The sequence below is a fragment of the Porphyromonas sp. oral taxon 279 str. F0450 genome (assembly GCF_000292995.1).
Lineage (GTDB): Bacteria > Bacteroidota > Bacteroidia > Bacteroidales > Porphyromonadaceae > Porphyromonas > Porphyromonas pasteri.
The window spans coordinates 1-19,490 of the sequence record NZ_ALKJ01000027.1 but is presented as its reverse complement, the minus strand read 5'-3'; the positions used below and the strand labels follow the sequence as shown (position 1 = coordinate 19,490).

At 54.6% G+C, this 19,490-nt stretch carries 8 protein-coding genes; 3 read left to right on the top strand and 5 right to left on the bottom strand.

Translation table 11 applies throughout. The features are described 5' to 3' along the window. Positions 1–9 precede the first annotated feature (9 nt). From HMPREF1323_RS06450 to HMPREF1323_RS06430, 5 genes are all read right to left on the bottom strand, one after another. Positions 10–2,304 carry a TonB dependent receptor gene (locus HMPREF1323_RS06450; protein WP_009433345.1) on the bottom strand — a complete coding sequence of 765 codons (2,295 nt, stop codon included), beginning with the start codon at positions 2,302–2,304 and terminating at the stop codon, positions 10–12. Between the two features lie 666 nt (positions 2,305–2,970). After that, complete coding sequence (locus tag HMPREF1323_RS06445) at positions 2,971–3,564, bottom strand: hypothetical protein (RefSeq protein WP_009433337.1); 594 nt, start codon at positions 3,562–3,564, stop codon at positions 2,971–2,973. 198 nt (positions 3,565–3,762) lie between these two features. Next, positions 3,763–6,486 (bottom strand): AAA domain-containing protein, encoded by a 2,724-nt coding sequence (locus tag HMPREF1323_RS06440; protein ID WP_044124165.1) that lies wholly within the window; start codon positions 6,484–6,486, stop codon positions 3,763–3,765. 505 nt (positions 6,487–6,991) lie between these two features. Next, positions 6,992–9,400, bottom strand: coding sequence for a TonB-dependent receptor domain-containing protein (locus HMPREF1323_RS06435; protein WP_232203995.1), 2,409 nt, complete (start codon positions 9,398–9,400; stop codon positions 6,992–6,994). Positions 9,401–9,646: 246 nt separating this feature from the next. After that, positions 9,647–12,052: an outer membrane beta-barrel protein gene (locus HMPREF1323_RS06430; protein WP_044124164.1), complete on the bottom strand. Its 2,406-nt coding sequence runs from the start codon at positions 12,050–12,052 to the stop codon at positions 9,647–9,649. Between the two features lie 774 nt (positions 12,053–12,826). Here HMPREF1323_RS06430 and HMPREF1323_RS06425 point away from each other — a divergent pair. The 3 genes from HMPREF1323_RS06425 to secA all read left to right on the top strand — a co-directional run bounded on the left by HMPREF1323_RS06425 (position 12,827) and on the right by secA (position 19,127). Continuing rightward, positions 12,827–14,110, top strand: coding sequence for a lipoprotein N-acyltransferase Lnb domain-containing protein (locus HMPREF1323_RS06425; RefSeq protein WP_009433342.1), 1,284 nt, complete (start codon positions 12,827–12,829; stop codon positions 14,108–14,110). Beyond that, entirely contained in the window at positions 14,103–15,689 is a 1,587-nt protein-coding gene (locus HMPREF1323_RS06420) for an alkaline phosphatase family protein (RefSeq protein ID WP_009433330.1), read from the top strand. The genes HMPREF1323_RS06425 and HMPREF1323_RS06420 overlap by 8 nt, the downstream gene beginning before the upstream one ends. Before the next feature lie 135 nt (positions 15,690–15,824). Continuing rightward, positions 15,825–19,127, top strand: coding sequence for a preprotein translocase subunit SecA (gene secA, locus HMPREF1323_RS06415; RefSeq protein ID WP_009433348.1), 3,303 nt, complete (start codon positions 15,825–15,827; stop codon positions 19,125–19,127). Positions 19,128–19,490 lie beyond the last annotated feature (363 nt).

Sequence of the window (19,490 nt, the reverse complement as noted above, 5' to 3'; positions counted from 1 at the left end):
TATCCAGCCTTACAGTGTGGGGGTCTCTCGAGTGGGCGAATTAACTGTACGCGAGTTACTACGCTTGATTTTATCTCCGCTGGAGAAGTGCCATGTCACGCTTAATTTGAGGCGTCTACGAGGAGACAAATCCGTACGCTCGAGCTCTGCAAAATCTGTTTTGATGCGCATGACCGCTCTATTATGAATAAGGTTGAGCGTCCCAAGATTGATCTGTAGCCGATCATTCAGCAAGCTCATATAGACACCTGCATCTATATCATAGCGTAGCCCTACTTCATGGCTTAGATGCTTCTCTGCTGTCTGTCCAGTAGCCGATAGCGTTAGTCCCATTGTATTACTCAATCTAAACTGCTGGGTGGCACTCCACCCCAGCCAAGCGCTGGAGACGGTCTTACCTGGGCTCTTCTCTGTGTTGTGTCTCACAAAGACCCTATTATTTGTCTGCCAAAAGTCCGACACGCTGGCTGTATAGGAGAGCGAAGTATAGTGCTGTAGACTCGTGCCACTATTCTCGGGTCTCGTGTACACCACATCTGGCTGCATGGGGGCTTGATGAGCAAGCAGATGTATGATGTTCGCACCGCTTTTCAGCCTATAAGTCAGTGTCCAATTGGGATTGATGTAGTAATTCGCCTCTACAGAATGAAAGGTTTCTTCCTTTAGGTTTTGGTTACCTATGCTATACAGCTTCTCGTTTTGATAGACAGCCACAGGGCTATAGTAGCCATAATTAGGCAGCGAATAGTCTCGGCGATAAGCTATAGATATACCCGACTGCTTCTGCGGGTTGAGCATGTACTGCAACTGGACATTGGGATACAGACCCGAATAACGGTTCTTGATAGACGCAATCCGATTGAGATAATCGCTATACTTCATATCTGTTAGCTGATAGGTCAGCCCTACCTGCACGAATGCTCGCTGACCAATCATGCGACTGTACTCTACCCACGGGGCAAAGTCCCCTCCAGAGATCTGGAAGTCTTGTTGCTTTACTTGAGTGAGTATTGTGCTGGCGATACCCGACATTTCGTTTCTGTCTCTCAGATGGCTAAAGCGAATCCCCAAGTTTACACTACTCCCCTTGCTCGACTTCAGTTCTAAACGAGGCTCCACATAGAGGTAGGAGAGCCTCTGCCTCAATTCATTCTCGTCATGAGTATTGAGCTCATAGTCTATATGATCGCTATTGCTCTGATTGAGAAACTCGACCTTGGTAGAGAAGGAAGAGTTTTTCCCGACATTCAGATTAGCTCGATAGAGCAAGCCCGCATTACCTTCGATAAAAGAGCTTTGGGTCTTTTGTCTCAGACTCAGCAGCAGCCCGTTGTGGTTGGTTTGATTGATGCGGTCCTTAATCAGATATAGCCCTCCATAAACTTGCAGGGATTGCGTCGGAGTAAGCTGATACTGTAGCCCCAAATTCTCTAGAAGAGCCAAGGACTCCTTATCCGAATGAAACTTTCGATCTACATGATGAGTGCCGTAGTTATCTTGACGCTTGTACCTTGTGCGATAATTCCCTGAACCCAGTTTAAGGTTGTTATATACAGATAGCTTACCAAACTGATATTGTAGCGTAGGAGTGAGGATGGCATCTACAAAACCCTCTCCATCTGCTTGTGCAGTCAAGCCAATTGCCCCAATAAGTCCCTCCTTCTGTCGAAGAGTTACACGCACGATGCCTCCTTGGGCTTCTTGCCCAAAAGAAGCTCCTGCATTGGGTATCACCTCGATATGCTTCACCATGTTGGTAGGGATGGAGCGTAATTGCTCGGCCGTAATCTTGCGATCTCCAAGATAGATGATAGTATGGTCTTTACCATTGACCAAGATATTTCCACTAAGCACCTCGACACCCTGTATATAGCGCAGAGTCTCCATGAGGCTCTTCCCTTTAGCAATGGGATTACCTTGGATGCGCACAGAGAGATCCCCCGAGGGAGAACGCTTGACATAGGAGCTAAGCACGACGACCTCTGACAGTTCGGTGGCGTCACCCTCCAAGATGATATTACAGACCGGCTGAGCTGCTATTGTGCGAGCCTTGTAGCCAATACACTTGGCGGTGAGTATATGCTCAGGCGCAGACAGCGCATCAAAAGCAAATCGCCCCTGGGCATCTGTCAGACAGCCTGCTACGAAGGTACTATCCGCACGCTTACGCGCAATAACATGGGCTAACTCGATAGGATTCCCCTCAGCATCTACTACGGTGCCTTTGATAGTTTGGGCTAAGAGAATTTGCTCACTACAGAGGAGTACTACGAGGAGTAGGAGGCATTTAGATAGAGTCTTCATGGTGTTCAATTTTCTTTTGCAGACGATCTGTTGTGTCGAGGGATGTTTGTGAGGCAAGGCTGAGCGCCTGCTGAGCTCCGTATGAGGCGAGAGTGCTCACACCGAGACTGGCGACATAGACTATGAAGGGCGCTCTTCTTCATAAGGGTATCGTGAGTTATGGTAAGACGTTTGTGGTGTAGACTCGATGTCTTCAGATTCAGTTGTCTACCACAAACTTAGTAAAACATATGCACACAAGAAAGGTGCAAAGAAAGAGCCCCCTGACGCACGGCTATTTGCATGCATCAGGGGGCTTGCTGACTATACTTGCGAGGGGAGGGATGCATACCACTACTTGTTCGTAGTGCAAACCAATAGTGGTTCACGAGTCAACCACTATTGGTCACTACTATGAACCTATAGTGGTTCGCGTATCGACCAATACTGGTCGCCCCACTGACCTATATTAGGGTTGTTGCTCCGCGTAGGGATAAAAGTTGTGGACGAGTAGCAGATAAGTTTGGGCTACGTACGTGGCTCTAATATCTACGTACGTGGATATTGGGATTTACGTGCCTGGTCTTTAAAACTACGTGCATAGATAGAAGAATACCACTACGGGAAGGTGCTTTTCCCTTCACGAGAAGGACACTTTTCCCTCCGCTCAATATGGATAGGACTGCCCTACCCTTCTTCGCTGAGGAGGGTAAGGACTTCGGTGAGGGTGTAGTGCTCGGCGGTAGCTTGGGGCTTTCGGTAGCGGCGAATCAAGCCACGGAAGGGACGCCACAGCGAACTAAAGTCCCGCACACTGCACGTGCTGACTTCGCCCTCCTCGCTTACCAGCGTGCAGCAATTGCTCCCAGAGAGCGGGCTACCAGCCACACGTGTCACAAAGTGCTGGATCCCACGCTCGTCCGTGAGGAGCGCAGCATCACACAGCGTCCAGAGCTCGATGTACGCACCCAGTGTCGCCGCGGGGAAGGCGCCCAGATATGCCAAGCCATTCGGCTCGGCTATGGGAGTGAGGAACATTCGGCTATCCGAAAGGATGCGCTCACGATACCGCCACAAGAGGGAGAGGCTTTGGCGAAAGAGCTCAGTAGCCTCGGTGCGTGCCTCGGGCGTCAGCGGTGCGGGGAGAGATGTAGCGGGATAGAGACGCAGCAGGGTGCCATCCATCCGACGCAGCTGCCCCTCGGGGTGCTCAGTCGAATAGATAGTGCGGGAGCTGGATGCGAGCTCCTCTGTCGAAGTAGATGTAGCTTGGGTAGTCATACCTTTTATTTTTAGATGAGACGATACGTCCTCTCGTGTCAGGCAGGGAGTCTGCCTCTCGCACCTTGCCCCGTATGCGGATAGGTTGCGGACGGCTCGTAGCCGTTCTCTGGACACTTCTTAGAAAGACACTTCCCATCCTGGGAAGCACCACGAAGGTAGGCTTTTTTCTAATAACTACAGTGCCTTACTACAGGCCTACAATAAAGTAGCCAATCGCTCTCTCAGCATATCGACCGTCACCATATCTGTCGTAGAGATACGATAGGGAGGGAGATCATACTTGGAGAGAAGGCGGTCTTTAAGTGCATCTCGGGCCTGCTGCGTAGTACTTCCCTTATGGAAGCTCCAGCCATCGACCTCAATGACGAGTAGCGGACGCTTCGTCAGCGAATTATAGATGAGGAAGTCCACGTGCGAGAGAGGACTCTTGACAAAAGCTCGCTCCTCAGCATCCAGTAGCGACACATCAGCGATGAGTCTCTCAAGGGGATAGTGACAGAGCACGGAAAGCTCGCTACGCCCCACCCCATTGAGAGCCTTGAGTAGCGTATCATAGAAGAGCGTCTCAGATAGTTGGCCAGAGACCTGATGCTTGGACTGATAAGCCAAGCGCTCCGTAGTGTACTGCGTGTATAGCAGGTCAAAGACTGAGCGCAACTTACTCTCCTTCACCTCGAAGTTGTTGTACTGAATGTAGCTGATGAGCTGAGATAGGATGCTCCCCTCAGGCAGATCATTCCCTGTCGCCACGATACAGAGGTGAGTCTTGGCACGAGAGATAGCTACGTTGAGAAGGTTTGGATCGTCAGAGAACTCTGTCGGACTATTGTCCACCATGCTCATGATGATCGTGTCGCACTCTCGCCCCTGATACTTGTGCACCGTACTTGCGATATCCATGCCCAGCATCTGGTTGATAGCCTGCGCCTGATCTTTATAGGGAGTAATGATACCGATGCTGCCCTGATCATGAAACTCTGGGAGCACCTCTTGCGTGATGACGTCTATCTCACGCTGGTTGAAGCGCCCTCGGGCATGATTCCCCTTCACGGTGCGTAGGACTTGAAGCACCTTCTCCTCACCCTTATCCGTCGTCATGGAGATCAGCTCCCTATCATAGAAGCGCTGATTGCAGAACTCAATGATCTTGGGGTGGCAACGATAGTGCTCACGTAGCAGCGTCACGGGGGCATCCTTGAAGATCTCTAAGCAGGACTTCAGGAAGCTATGCGTCACAGCATCATATCGGTCATCGACCTGATAGGTCTCTCGTATAGCTGTGAGAGCAAGGGCCTCCTCTCGGCTTACTACATTAGGTAGCTGCTTGTCATCCCCTACGATCACAGCATTCATAGCACACGATAGGGTCAATGCTCCCGTCTTAATATCGATCTGCGAAGCCTCGTCCATGATGACATAGTCAAAGACATAGTCCGAGTTGATATTATCATTCGACTTATATGTGCTACTTAGCACGATGGGATATTCTTTGAGGAAGGCCTCAGTCCCCCGCTTGATATTCTTTGAGGTGAATAGGATTCGAGCTCCTCCACTACTATATCGCTTCGCTATCTCACTCTTTAAGAGCTGACTCGAAGAGTTTGTAAGCTCCTGAATCCCCTGTTTTAGATTGATAGACTGAAGATGCTCCGTGACAGCGACCAGTTCCTTTTCCAGCTTGGATTGATAAGCATAGTAGTAAGCATCTTCCAGGCAAGCGATGACCTCCGCAAACTCTCTCTTGAGGAACGAGAAGGCCTGCGGTCCTAAAGTGAATGCACTCTTGAGGCGAAACCAAAAGCTGGGCCGCTCCGACCGCTCTGCGAGCTGCTGAAAGCGCGTAAGTAAGGCCATCAGCCCAGCAGGAGACTTATCCTTCAGCCAGCTGACATCTTGCCCGATAGCCTCATTAAGGAGATCATTATACTGACGCTCCGTCTGCAAGGCATTGAGCTCGGCCCGTAGCTGCGCCTGCTTCGTCTGGTCTTCAAAGCCCTGAGACACCTTCCGCAGAGCCTCCTTGGCCACCTTCTTGACCGCCGAAGCATCCTCGAGCGCCCATCCCTCCATATCGGGGTAATAGGGTTGCTGTTGTTGGATGAAGGCCTCCTTATTCTCAGAGTTCCCCAGCTGTGCCACGAGGAAGCCCAAGCCTTCACGCTGGAGCTTCTCGGCGATATTCTCTACGGCAGAATTATTATTTGAGACCACCAATATAGTCTTGTCTGCGAGGAGTAAGTTCGCGATGATATTGAGGATCGTCTGCGTCTTCCCCGTACCTGGAGGCCCCTGCACGATACTCACCTGATGGCACAGAGCTGCCTCCACCGCTGCCTTTTGGCTGGCATTGCAACCAAAGGGATAGTAGACCTGCCGTGGCATAGAGCGCGTAGCCAGCTTCCTCTTATCACCAAGGTACTGAGCAAGGGGCACGTTATCTCGCTTTACATCCACCAAGCTATAGCCTTTTTCCAAACTATTGCTCCCATCATTATTTTGTAGTCCCGTCTCAGCTGCGAGCTTCTTCAGATAGTCCCACGTAGAGCCCCCAGTCAGGTCTATTGGTGTTCGGGTAATGTAGACCTTCCGTCCATCGAGGCACTCTACATAGCCATTCGTATAAGTCACCCGATAAAAATCACGTTGGGGGCTAGTGAAACGTAGCAGCTCTGCGATGTTGGAGACACGCTTATTTCGAACATAGAGTCCCCTACCCTCGAGATTAACAACCTCAGGATCATGTATAAAAAGTAGGCGAGCTTTGTTATATTGGTAGAAACCGGAAGAGTACTTGAAGCGCACTGTCCAGCCTCCATGCTCATTCATTTTAATGGATTCGAGCCGCTCGGAGATAAACATTTTTTTGTCCCCCTGCTTCTCCAAGTCCAAGTCTATGATCATACACCGCCTTGCATCCATATCTCTGAGTAAAAATCAACCAATTACTATAAGTCTCTGCAGCTGTCTTCCACTGCGAAGAAGCCCCTTATGAGGCATCTAAATTACCAAGAATAGTAGATAGTTCTGCGGGGGCTGAGGGCGGCGTAGCAGGGCGTTTGTTCGGGACGGGAGGAGGCTATGGCGGGAGGACGTATACCTTGTGCGGGCAAAACGTATACGTTTCCTGCCCAAGACGTATACGTTTCACGCTCGAAACGTATACGTTTTCACCGCCAAACGTATACGTTTTGCTCGCGATATTTATACGTCTTGATGAGAAGGGGTATACGTTCGGCCCGTGCAACCGATGAAGCAGGCACTTTGAGCGAAGGGGAAGGCAGAGCGAAGGCACAAGCTTTGGGCGAAGGAAGTAGCGGCCTACCTGCAGGCAAGGGATACAGCAAGCCCCCAGCAGGCGCCACGAGGACGGCTGCTGGGGGCTTTGCTTTAGCGGGAGTGACCCAAGAGCGGGAGCGGCAGGGCGCTACATACGCGAGCGAAGATCCTGGGCGCTCTTGCGCTCATCCTTACCCTCGATGGAGGCACCGAAGGAATAGGTCAAGCCCAGCGTGCAGTAGGGGCTATTCGACTCGTTCTTGACGCGCAGCTGGTAGTCGGGGGTATTGATATTGATGTAGAGCTCGGTCCAGATGAGGCTGTAGGCATCGGCAGCGATACGGAGCTTCCCATCGAGGAGCGTATAGGATAGGCCTGCATTAGCCGTGAATTTATGCGAGTATCTCATACCTCCGTCATCGTAGCGTGGGCTCGCGTAGTAGATGGAGCAGGTACCTTGGAGCGTCTTACTGCGGTTGAAGAAGAAGGTATTATTCATGCTGAAGCTATAGTTTAGACCAGAGCCTCCATAGGGAGAGGACACATTGGTATCAAGCTTCGTCTCATTATACCAAAGGCGCTGGGAGATGTAGGTCTGGAAGAAGCTGACTTTATTGAAGAAGTAGCTATTCTCCAGTCCAATGATCCAGGTCTTCTCGGCATTCTCATGCGTGTAGCTCGCGCGGTTCGTCGCAGGATCCAGGCGTATCACCTGCGTAATCCCGTCCCATAGGTAGCCCCCATTGAGCTCGAAGTTCAGCGCACCGAGGAAGGTATATCCGAGGGCAAGCCGTGCGCGCTTCGCAGCACGTAGGTCTTCCTTCCCTCGCATGATGGTGTACTGATTCTCGTAGTTAGCGAAGGGAGAGAGCTGACTGAAATGCGGACGGTTGAGACGGATGGTACTGCTGAGGCTGAAGGCATGGCGATCATTGGGATTGTAGCCTAAGAAGAGCGTGGGGAAGAGGTTGAGATAGCTCCTCAAGTTCTCCAGACGACGGCCGTTATTCTCCCCTGCCGTATGGGTGTACTCCATACGAAGCCCCGTGCGAAGACTCCAGGTCTCAGAGAGGGGATGCTTGAAGTCCGCATAGAGCGCATAGACCTGCTCATCGAAGCGGATCTTATCATGGTGCTCACCCATCGTGCTCGCTGCATCATAGTCACTACTATTGCTGGTGCCCGTCCAAGCTCCCTTTGCTCCGAAGCTCAGCCTCCCCTTACCGAGGGGCTCGACATAGTCCAGGCTGGCGATATAGGAGTCGATATGCTGATCGGTCAGCGCATTAAAGCGGAAGTCCGAGCCTGCGATAGGAGCACCCTGAGGGGTCAGGCCCGAGGAGGTAAAGCTACGATCCTCCCGATTGCGGTAGCCGACATAGTCCACATCCCACGATAGGCGACGCTTGGGCACCCCCTTGAAGGTCTTCTCCATGTGGGCATTCGCCGAGATGTACCTCCCATGATCGGTGTTCACCGCAAGCCCTGGGAGGGAGCGAAGGAGCTGGTACGAGCCATCGGGAGCGATGCTATAGTCACGAGAGTCATTCTCACGATGCGCACTATCCTGCTGTGGCGTATAGGAGGCGCTGAAGCCGAGTGTGAGCTCTGGAGTGAAGGCGTAGTCCAGCGCTCCACGTACGTTGAAGTACTTATCCCGCCCCGTGTAGTAGGTATCACTGACATAGTAGGTCTTCTGCTGAGGATAGGTGCGATAGGTACGCAGATCACCATCAAACAGCCCCGTACCGGCACCGAGATCAAGGGAGGCTGTGACCTTGCCCTGATTATAGTTGAAGCTCGTACTGAGATCATAGCGAGGTCGCGACCTTTTGATCCCAAAGGATGGCGTGACACTTCCTCCGAAGAAGTCATTCTTTGCTTTCTTCAAGACGAGGTTCAAGACGCCCGCATCTCCTTCGGCTTCGTACTTAGCAGGTGGTGTGGTCAAGATCTGAATCTCCTGAAGGTCGGACTGTGGATAGGAGCGCAGGAGACTAAGGAGAGCGGTACCAGAGAGGCGCACACGCTTATCGTTGACGAGGACGATGACTCCCCCCTTACCGATGAGACTAATGCCACTATTCGTGACATTTACCCCAGGCGTCTGCCGTAGGACATCCAGTGCCGAGGCGGCGGCAGGCGCTATCTGGGTCGCATCGAAGACCAGGCGGTCAGCCTTACGCAGCATGATCGGGCGGCGCCCTGTGACCTGGACAGCGGAGAGCTGCTTCGTCTCCTCAGTGAGGAGGAGTTCGCCGAGGTCAAGAGCACCAGCGATGGTGAGCGTCTGATGATAGGGTCGGTAGCCCAGCGCACGCACCTCGAGGAGGAAGGTCCCCTCGGGAGCCTCCAAGCGGAAAGCCCCGTGCTCATCGCTGGTCGTCCCCACGACGAGGCTACTATCAGCGGGATGGCGCAGGAGGACGTTAGCAAAGTCCACGGGCATGCGGTCGGTCGTCTTCTTTAGGGAGCCCTGTACAGCGACGGTCGTCTGCGCGAGAAGGCTACCAGAAGATAGCGCAAAGGCGACTAAGAGCAAGTGAATGTGTTTCATTTCAAGGAGTGCGGTGCTAATGGAAGTGGTCCCTAAAGGTAGCAACTTTATAGAAAAAAAAAATCAGCACCATAAACGCTTGTGAAACACCGCTATTATACGTCCTCTCCCCGCCTCCTGCAGTAGGCGAGCGGGCGACAGCGGAGCTGCGATAGACTACAGCAAGCCCCCAGCAGGCGCCACGAGGACGGCTGCTGGGGGCTTTGCTTTAGCGGGAGTGACCCAAGAGCGGGAGGCGGCGGGGCACTACATGCGGGAGCGGAGCTCTTGGGCACTCTTGCGCTCGGACTTGCCTTGGATAGGAGCACCGAAGGAGTAGGTCACGCCAAGGTTGAGGGTGAGTATATTATTCTCGTTGTCTGCGTGCATCTGGGAGTCAGGTGTCGTGATGTCCATACGGAGATTATTGCGGAGGAGATTGTACGCATCAAGAGCAAGGCGAAGCTTCCCTTGGAGGAGCGTGTAGGATAGGCCCGCTCCGCCGGAGATGATGTGTCCCATATGGAAGCCTCCATCGTAGCCAGGTGTCCGATAGTAGAAGGAACAGGTCCCTTGGAAGGTCTTACTGCGATTGAAGAAGAAGGTATTGTTGAGACTGACATGATAGCTCAAGCCTGCTCCTCCGTAGAGTGAGGTGGACTCAGGGCCGATCTTCATATCGGAGTACCAGAGACGCTGGGAGATGTAGGTCTGGAAGAAGCTGACCTTATTGAAGAAGAAGCTATTCTCCAGGCCGAAGGTCCAGGTCTTCTCGGCATTGTCATGCATATAGCTCCCTTGATTCGTCACGGGATCGAGGCGCACGACCTGCGTGATACCATCCCAGAGATAGCCTCCGTCGAGCTGGAAGTTCAGCGCCCCAAGGAAGGTGTAGCCGAGAGCAAGCTGGGCACGCTTGGCAGCACGCAGATCTTCTTTCCCTCGCATGACGCTGTACTGGTTCTCATAGCTAGCGAACGGCGAGAGTTGGCCGAAGTGGGGGCGATTGAGGCGGACAGTACCATTGAGGCTGAAGGCATGGCGGTCGTTGGGGTTGAATCCCAAGAAGAGCGTGGGGAAGACATTGAGGTAGCTCTTGAGGTGCTCCAGACGACGGCCGTTGTTTTCGCCTGCCGTGTGGGTGTACTCCATACGAAGACCCGTGCGGAGATTCCACTTGTCGGAGAGCGGATGCTTGAAGTCAGCATAGAGCGCATAGACATGTTCGTCGAAGGTGATCTTGTCGTGGCGCTCACCCATGGAGCTCTTCGCATCGTAGTCGCTTCGGTTGGTGGTGCGGGTCCATGTCCCCTTAGCCCCAAAGCCCAGCGTCCCCTTACCAAGTGGCTCGGTATAGTCCAGGCTCGTGATGTAGGAGTCGGTGTGCTGATCGGTCAGAGCATCGAAGTAGAAGTCCGAGCCTGGGATGGGAGTACCATTAGGCATCAAGCCTCGGGAAGTAAAGTTACGCCCCTCTTGGCTTCGATAGCCTACATAGTCGGCATCCCACGAGAGACGACGCTTAGGAGCGGACTTGAAGCTCTTCTCAAGGTGAACATTCGCCGTCGTATAGCGACTCTTGTCCGTCTCGTCGGCGACACCGGGAAGCAAGCGTAGGAGTTCATAAGCCTTACTGGAGAGGATACGATAGTCTCGGCTATCATTCTCTCGTCGAGTATCATCCTTCTGTGGGCTGTAGGATATGCTCGCCCCCATGGAGAGCTCAGGAGTGAAGACATAGTCTAGCCCCGCACGAAGGTTGAAGTAAGGACCCTGCCCCGAGTAGGCGGTCTCACTCGAATGGAAAGTGCCCTGCTTGGGATAGGTGCGGTAGGTCCCTAGGCCACCATCATAGCCTGAAGAGCCCCCTCCGAGCTGGAGAGAAGCGGTGACCTTGTCCTTCTTGTAATTGAGGTTGGTATTGAGGCTATACAGGACCTTATCGTTACGAAGTGCGAAGCGAGAAGCGATACTTCCTCCTAAGAAATCATTCTTGGCCTTCTTGAGGATGATATTCAGCACACCAGCATTCCCCTCAGCTTCGTACTTAGCAGGCGGGGTGGTGAGTATCTGGATCTCCTGAAGGTCGGACTGCGGGTAGGAGCGTAGGAGCCCGATGAGCGCAGCCCCCGAGAGACGGACACGCTTGTCGTTGATGAGGACGATCACCCCGCCCTTACCGATTAGGCTGACACCATCGTCGGAGACATTCACCCCAGGGGTCTGGCGAAGGACATCCAGAGCCGAGCTGGCAGCAGGAGCGATCTGTGTAGCGTCGAAGACCATGCGGTCACTCTTGCGGAGCATGATGGGGCGACGGCCTGTGACTTGGACAGCGGAGAGCTCTTTGGTCTCTTCGGTGAGGAGGAGTTCGCCGAGGTCAAGAGTACCCGTGACCGTCAGGGTTTTATGGAAGGGCTTGTAGCCTAGTGCATGGATCTCCAGGAGGAAAGTCCCTTGAGGAGCCTCGAGGCGGAAGCCCCCATGTTCATCACTCGTCGTCCCTACGACGAGAGTACTATCTGCGGGCTGTCTCAGGAGGATATTAGCAAAGTCTACAGGGGTACGGTCGGCGGTCTTCTTCAAGGTGCCCTGTATTGGGAAGGTCGTCTGCGCCAGAAGGCTACCTGAAGAGAGCGCAAGGACGACACAGAGCATGCGAGCGTGTTTCATAACAGCAAGAGTGCAACAGTAAAGTGATACACAAAGGTAGCAACTTTATAATAGAAGAAAAAAATCAGCACCATAAACGCCTATGAAACAACGCTATTATATAGTCCTCTCCCCACCTCCCGCAGTAGACGAATGAGCGACAGCGGAGCTACCTGACGAGGGAGATCCCATGGTGAGATCGTATAGGATAGCCCAGCTCCCCGATATACCTCTCCGAAGTGATACGCAAGCCCTTCGCCTTATCACGAGTATTCCTCTTATCCGGCGGAGGGAAAAGTCTCCTTCTCGTGAAGGAAAAAGCGCCATCACGTAGTGGTTTTTCTCTATCTATGTACGTAGTCTTAAAGACCAGGTACATCAATCTAAATATCCACGTACGTAGATATTAGAGCCACGTACATAGTCCAAACTTATCTACCACTCGTCCGCAACTTTTATCCCTACGTGGAGCAATAACTTAATAGAGGCCACTTCATAAAGCCATATAGCTTTCTTCGCCATCCTATATAGCTCTACCCACGTACTCATATTGGTCAGCCCGCCGACCAATATAGGTTCACACCATCCCACCTACAAGGAGCATATCCCCCCATACGCTCTTCCCCCGAGAAATCAGAGCAAAGACGAGACGCTTACGATGGGAGAAGGCCCCCGCCTGCTCTGTGGGGAAGGCCTGACCCAAGAGAGCATGCAGACTTTTAGTATCTTTGTCCTATCTGATCAGATTCGATGCAAGCTATAGGCCAGCTACACCATATATATAAGACCCTGGGTATGACCTACCGCCTCCTCCTCGTGGCGGTGGTATGTCTGTGTGCCTCTATGACGGGCGTCGCTGAGACGCCTCAGCCCCAGCATGACAAGACCTTCGGTCTCCCCCTCACCCTCTCACAGAGCGCTCAGATTAGCTATCTGGCAGCCCAGCCAAGCGCCGAAGATTCCTACACCCTCTACGGCCATGCAGGCCTACGCGTATGGGATGCAGAGCAGGGGATCGATGTGACCTTCAACTACGGTATCTTCAACTTTACCGACGACTTCTCCCTGCGCTTCACTCAGGGCAAGACCGACTACATCGTCCTGCCCATAGCGACCAGTGACTACATGAGCGAGTATCAGAGCCGTGGTGTCATCCGCGAGCTGGTGCTCAATACCGACAGCGCGCAGCGTGCCCATCTCTGGCGACTCCTCATCGAGAACGCACAGCCCGAGAACCGCACGTACCGATACAATGCCTTCCGCAACAACTGCAGTACGCGCCCGCTGGATCTCTACTTCGCGACCTTGACGGACTTCGGCAAGCTCGACGAGCGCGGGAGTCAGCTGACCTTCGTGCTGGACAGCGTACCTGGCATCACGCCACTCCCCGACAAGACTTGGCGCGAGGCGATCAACGAGCTGGAGGCCTCCTCTCCCTGGCTGGTACTGGGGACAGATCTCGCGATGGGCCCCGAGCTGGATGAGAAGATGAGTATCCGCGACCGCTTCTTCATCCCCATGGAGGCCGCACGCCTTCTCCCCCACCTCGCTATGGGCATCGTCACCCCTGACCAAGAGATCTGGGGACGCCCCGTCCAGCAGACGCTGGAGTATGGCGAGCCCCGCCCTATCGCACCCGCAGGCCTCAGCGTGACCCATCCCCTCGTCATCTTCTCCCTCATCCTCCTGCTCTCTATCGGGGTCTTCATCTATCGACGCAAGGGGAAGCTCGTGCCTGGTGTGATCGAATTTGTCTTCTATCTAGGGGCAGGACTTGCTGGTTCACTACTCACCTTCATCACCTTCTTCTCGGAGCATCCGATGGTGTCTCCGAACTGGAACCTGCTGGCTCTGCACCCAGGATATCTCCTACTGGCTGTACTGATGCCTTTCGGTGCTAAGACGCTGCGTGTGCGCTATGTGCTCCATGCCGTCTGCTTCGTCGCACTGATAGCATTGCCCTTCGTCGGACTGCTCTCAGGGCAGAAGTTCAATAGTAGCCTCTCACTGATCGCCATGAGCCTGACCTTCCTCAGTGCAGGGCGACTCATCCATAATCCCTTCCGCCGTCATGGGTAAGACTAAGAGCTCGCTTGAGCAGCGTAGTATGGGCTACCTCCTCACTTCGCTCTTAGCCCTCGTGGCTCTGCAGCAACCTCTCTCCGCAGGGGATATCCCTCGCATGGTCATTTATATCACCATCGAGGATCTGCGTGGAGACTACCTCGAGCAGCTACGCCCCCTCTTCACTGAGGATGGCTTAGGCCGGATGCTCTCCGAGGGGAAGATCTATCCGCATGTCCGCTTCCCTCTGGCGGAGCTGGACCGCGCCTCTGCCACGGCTACCCTGCATACGGGAGCCTATCCCCAGACGCACGGCATCGAGCGCACGACGCTCTGGAGCAAGAAGGAGCATGCCTGGCGCTCGGTCTTCCATGATCCCAGCTTCACGGGAAGCTATACCCGCGATACCTATTCGCCCAAGGCACTCTTAGTCAATACCCTTGGCGACCGCATCAAGGAGGCCTCCTCGGGTGCAGGGTTGGTCTATGCCATCGCCTCAGACGCAGAGACCGCTATCGCCTCGGGCGGGTGGTTTGCCAACGGTGCCTTCTGGCTCGACAGCAAGATCGCCTCATGGGCCAGCTCGAGCTACTACGAGGCGATGCCCAAGAGCCTCGAGGCCTACAACCGCTCCGCTGAAGGGCCTAATAAGCGCCTCGTCGGTGGGCAGATGGCATGGAGTCCGCTCCGTAGCTACAGCTCGCCCTCTCGCACCTGGTCCGACTGGGGTGGTCGCTTCACGCACCGCTATCAGGGACATCAGGCAGCGGACTTCAAGCGCAGCGCTCTGGCCAACGAAGAGGTCACGAGCCTTGCACTACGTCTACTCGACCAAGGGGGCTATGCCGAGAGTAAGTCGCCTGGTATGCTGGCTCTCTCCTACAGCCTTGACGTCGCACCACGCGAAGCTCAGGGTGAGCTGACCAGCGAAGAGGTCGACGCCTACGTACGACTTGACAAGAATATCCAAGCCCTCCTGCAGGAGCTCCGTCGTAAGTTCGGCGAAGGCAACTACCTGCTCGCCCTCTCGGGTACGGGCTATACCCACTATCGCCGTCCACGCCTTCGTGGTGCTGAGGCCCGCTACGGGCAGTTCAGCGCGAAGAAGGGTGCTGCGCTGCTCAACCTCTATCTCTCTGCCCTCTACGGTCAGGGGAGCTGGGTAGAGCGCCTCGCCGATGGACGCGTGTACCTCAATAGGAAGCTCGCTGAGACGAAGCGTATCGCACTCTCCGAGCTCCAGGATAAGTCGGCCGCCTTCCTCGAGGAGATGGAGGGCATCGGTATGGCTGTCGCTGGGGAGCGTCTGGTCACCCAGTCCTCTCTGAGCGATGCCGCCCGAGCACTTCGCCGCTCGATCCACGTCCGCCATATGGCCGACGTCTACTGGACCCTCACGCCCGGATGGGAGGTCGAGGACCCTGCAGACAGCCCCAACCTGTGGCTTCACTCCACAGCCATCAGCAGTCCCTGCATCCTCCTCGGAGCAGGCATCACGGCACGTGACTTCGACTACCCTATCGTCGAAGCTCCCGACGTAGCCAAGGCCATCGCCTACGTCCTCCGCATCCGCCCGCCGAACGCTGCACGATAGCGCACCCCGAGTATAGGGTCTCCGATGCCACATCGCCCTATACATTATTATATATAGGGAGCACCCTTCCCCGCTATCACAGCACTAAGGAAGCCCTCCCCTCTCCATCATACAAGAAGAAATAAAACAAGATATATGGGATTCATAGACCTATTGTCGAAGCTATTCGGCAACAAATCACAGCGTGACCTCAAGGAGATCACGCCTTGGGTAGAGCGCGTCAAGGCTGTCTACCCCGAGATCGATGCACTGTCTGACGACGACCTGCGTGCCCGCACCGCCTCGCTCCGTCAGCGCATCAACGACTACGTAGCCAGCGAACGTGCCGAGGTAGAAGCTCTCAAGGCCAGTGTCGAAGGCAAGGAGCTCGATGAGCGCGAAGCTATCTGGGCCAAGGTAGACAAGCTCGAGAAGGAGATCCTCGACAAGCTCGAGATCGCCCTCGACGAAGTCCACCCCGAGGCCTTCGCCATCGTCAAGAGCACGGGTCGCCGCTTCGCAGAGAACGCCGAGATCCGCGTCAAGGCTACGGACTTCGACCGCGACCTCAGCGTCAGCCACGACTTCGTCCGCATCGAGGATGATATGGCTATCTATCAGAACCACTGGCTCGCTGGTGGCAATGAGATCACCTGGGACATGGTGCACTACGACGTGCAGCTCTTCGGGGGTACCGTCCTGCACAAGGGTAAGATCGCCGAGATGGCTACGGGGGAAGGTAAGACCCTCGTCGCTACGCTCCCCGTCTTCCTCAATGCCCTCACGGGTAATGGTGTCCACGTCGTCACGGTGAATGACTACCTCTCCAAGCGTGACTCGGAGTGGATGGGCCCACTATACATGTTCCACGGCCTCAGCGTAGACTGTATCGACAAACATCGCCCCAATACCCCCGAGCGTCGTGCGGCATACAACGCTGACATCACCTTCGGGACGAACAACGAGTTCGGCTTCGACTACCTGCGTGATAATATGGCTACCAGCCCCGAAGACCTCGTGCAGCGCCGTCACAACTACGCTATCGTCGACGAAGTAGACTCCGTCCTCATCGACGATGCCCGTACGCCTCTCATCATCTCAGGCCCTGTGCCCAAGGGTGACGATCAGCTCTTCGAGCAGTTCCTCCCCAACGTAGAGACCGTCGTCGATGCGCAGCGCAAGCTCTGCCAGCAGCTCCTCATCGACGCTAAGAAGAAGATCTCTTCGTCAGACAAGAAGGAGCAGGAAGAAGGCTTCTTCCTCCTCTTCCGCGCCTACAAGGGTATGCCCAAGAGCAAGCCCCTCATCAAGTACCTCAGCGAACCTGGTATCAAGGCCGGTATGCTCAAGGTCGAGGAAGAGTATATGGCCGACAACATGCGCCAGATGCATATCGTCACCGACGAGCTCTACTTCGTCATCGACGAGAAGCACAATAGCATCGAGCTCTCCGACAAGGGTATCGACCTCCTTACGCGCGGTACAGATGACCCCACCTTCTTCATCCTCCCCGACATCGCCAGCCTCCTGGCAGACCTGTCGAACCAAGGTCTCTCCCCCGAGGAGCTCGCCGAACGCAAGGAAGCTCTCCTCTCTGACTATGCTATCAAGAGCGAGCGCGTACACACCGTGAACCAGCTCCTCAAGGCCTATGCCCTCTTCGAGAAGGATGACCAGTATGTCGTCATGGACAACAAGGTCATGATCGTCGACGAGCAGACGGGTCGTATCATGGACGGCCGCCGCTATTCCGACGGCCTGCACCAGGCTATCGAAGCTAAGGAGCGCGTCCACGTCGAGGCTGCTACCCAGACCTTCGCCACCATCACGCTGCAGAACTACTTCCGTATGTACCACAAGCTCTCTGGTATGACGGGTACAGCAGAGACCGAGGCAGGCGAACTCTGGGATATCTACAAGCTCGACGTCGTCGTCATCCCCACGAACCGCCCCATCGCTCGTCAGGACCTCAACGACCGCATCTACAAGACGGCTCGTGAGAAGTATGCAGCAGTCATCGAGGAGATCGTACGCCTCGTAGGCGAAGGCCGCCCCGTACTCGTCGGTACGACCTCCGTCGAGATCTCGCAGCTCCTGAGCAAGATGCTTGACCTGCGTAAGATCCCCCACAACGTCCTCAACGCTAAGCTCCACCAGAAGGAAGCTGAGATCGTAGCTCAGGCAGGTAAGCCCGGCGTCGTCACCATCGCCACCAACATGGCTGGTCGTGGTACCGATATCAAGCTGACGCCCGAGGTCAAGGCAGCTGGAGGTCTCGCGATCCTCGGTACCGAGCGTCACGAGTCTCGCCGTGTCGACCGCCAGCTCCGTGGTCGTGCGGGTCGTCAGGGTGACCCAGGTTCATCCGTCTTCTTCGTATCACTCGAAGACCACCTGATGCGCCTCTTCGCCTCAGACCGCCTTGCCGCTATGATGGATAAGATGGGCTTCGAGGAAGGTGAAGTACTCGAGCACAGCATGCTCAACAAGGCCGTCGAGCGCGCCCAGAAGAAGGTCGAGGAAAACAACTTCGGTATCCGTAAGCGCCTCCTCGAGTACGATGACGTGATGAACTCCCAGCGTGAGGTCATCTACAAGCGTCGTCGACACGCCCTCATGGGTGAGCGTATCGAGATGGACGTCATGAACACGCTCTACGATGCAGGACGCCTGCTCATCGACACGCACCAGCCTGCCGAAGACTTCGAGGGCTTCACGATGGACATCATGCGTACTTTCGCTATGGAGTCTCCCTTCGACGAGCAGACCTTCCGCCGCACCAAGGCTGATGACCTCGCCGACCAGCTCTACGAAGCTGTAGAATCGACCTTCATGGCTCGTGCTAAGCAGATCGCCGATATCGCTTATCCTACGCTTCATCAGGTCTTCACTGAGCAGGGTCACGTCTACGAGCGCATCATGATCCCTCTGACCGACGGACGTATGGCCTACAACGTCAGCTGCAACCTCCGCGAAGCTGATGAGAGTGAAGGTCGCACGATCATGCGTGAGTTCGAGAAGGCTATCGTCCTGCATATCATCGACGAAGCTTGGAAGGAACACCTGCGCGAGATGGATGAGCTGCGTAACTCTGTGCAGAACGCCAGCTACGAAAACAAGGATCCTCTCCTCGTCTACAAGCTCGAGTCCTACGAGCTTTTCCGTGCGATGATCGAAGACATGAACCGCAAGACGGCCTCCGTCCTCATGCGTGTCCGCCTCAACATCGCTCCTCCCGAGGAAGAAGCTCCCCGTCAGGTAGAGATCCGCGAAGCTGCCCCTGAGGTACAGCGCCCTGCGCCCCAGTACCACGAGCAGCGTCACGAAGTTGGCAGCCCCGAGGACCGCGAAGAGCAGCGCCGTACGCCTGCTCAGGCAGCCCACACGATCGGCCGCAACGACCCCTGCCCCTGCGGTAGCGGTAAGAAGTTCAAGCACTGCCACGGCAAGGGCTTCTAAGCACTAAGATCCCTACACCTTATATATAAGCTCGCCCCCAGCTCCCGATCGGAAGCTGGGGGCGAGCTTCTTTTTGAGGCACTCCCCGCTCATCTCAAGAGACCATTGCGCAAGGCCATCTCTTCACAGCTTGCGCAATGGTCCCATATATTGGTAAATGGGTGCGTAGGTGGAGCTATATAGGATGGTGAAGAAAGCTATATAGCTTTGGACTGATTCCGTATAGCTTTCGGTGCGAAGCTATATAGCTTTGTGAAGTGACCTATATTAGATTGTTGCTCCGCGTAGGGATAAAAGTTATGGACGAGTGGCAGATAAGTTTGGGCTACGTACGTGGCTCTAATATCTACGTGCGTGGATATT

Excerpts from the sequence above, each read along its gene's own strand:
- HMPREF1323_RS06450 (WP_009433345.1), bottom strand. The coding sequence starts at position 2,304 with ATGAAGACTCTATCTAAATGCCTCCTACTCCTCGTAGTACTCCTCTGT.
- HMPREF1323_RS06445 (WP_009433337.1), bottom strand. The coding sequence starts at position 3,564 with ATGACTACCCAAGCTACATCTACTTCGACAGAGGAGCTCGCATCCAGC.
- HMPREF1323_RS06440 (WP_044124165.1), bottom strand. The coding sequence starts at position 6,486 with ATGGATGCAAGGCGGTGTATGATCATAGACTTGGACTTGGAGAAGCAG.
- HMPREF1323_RS06435 (WP_232203995.1), bottom strand. The coding sequence starts at position 9,400 with ATGAAACACATTCACTTGCTCTTAGTCGCCTTTGCGCTATCTTCTGGT.
- HMPREF1323_RS06430 (WP_044124164.1), bottom strand. The coding sequence starts at position 12,052 with ATGAAACACGCTCGCATGCTCTGTGTCGTCCTTGCGCTCTCTTCAGGT.
- HMPREF1323_RS06425 (WP_009433342.1), top strand. The coding sequence starts at position 12,827 with ATGACCTACCGCCTCCTCCTCGTGGCGGTGGTATGTCTGTGTGCCTCT.
- HMPREF1323_RS06420 (WP_009433330.1), top strand. The coding sequence starts at position 14,103 with ATGGGTAAGACTAAGAGCTCGCTTGAGCAGCGTAGTATGGGCTACCTC.
- secA (WP_009433348.1), top strand. The coding sequence starts at position 15,825 with ATGGGATTCATAGACCTATTGTCGAAGCTATTCGGCAACAAATCACAG.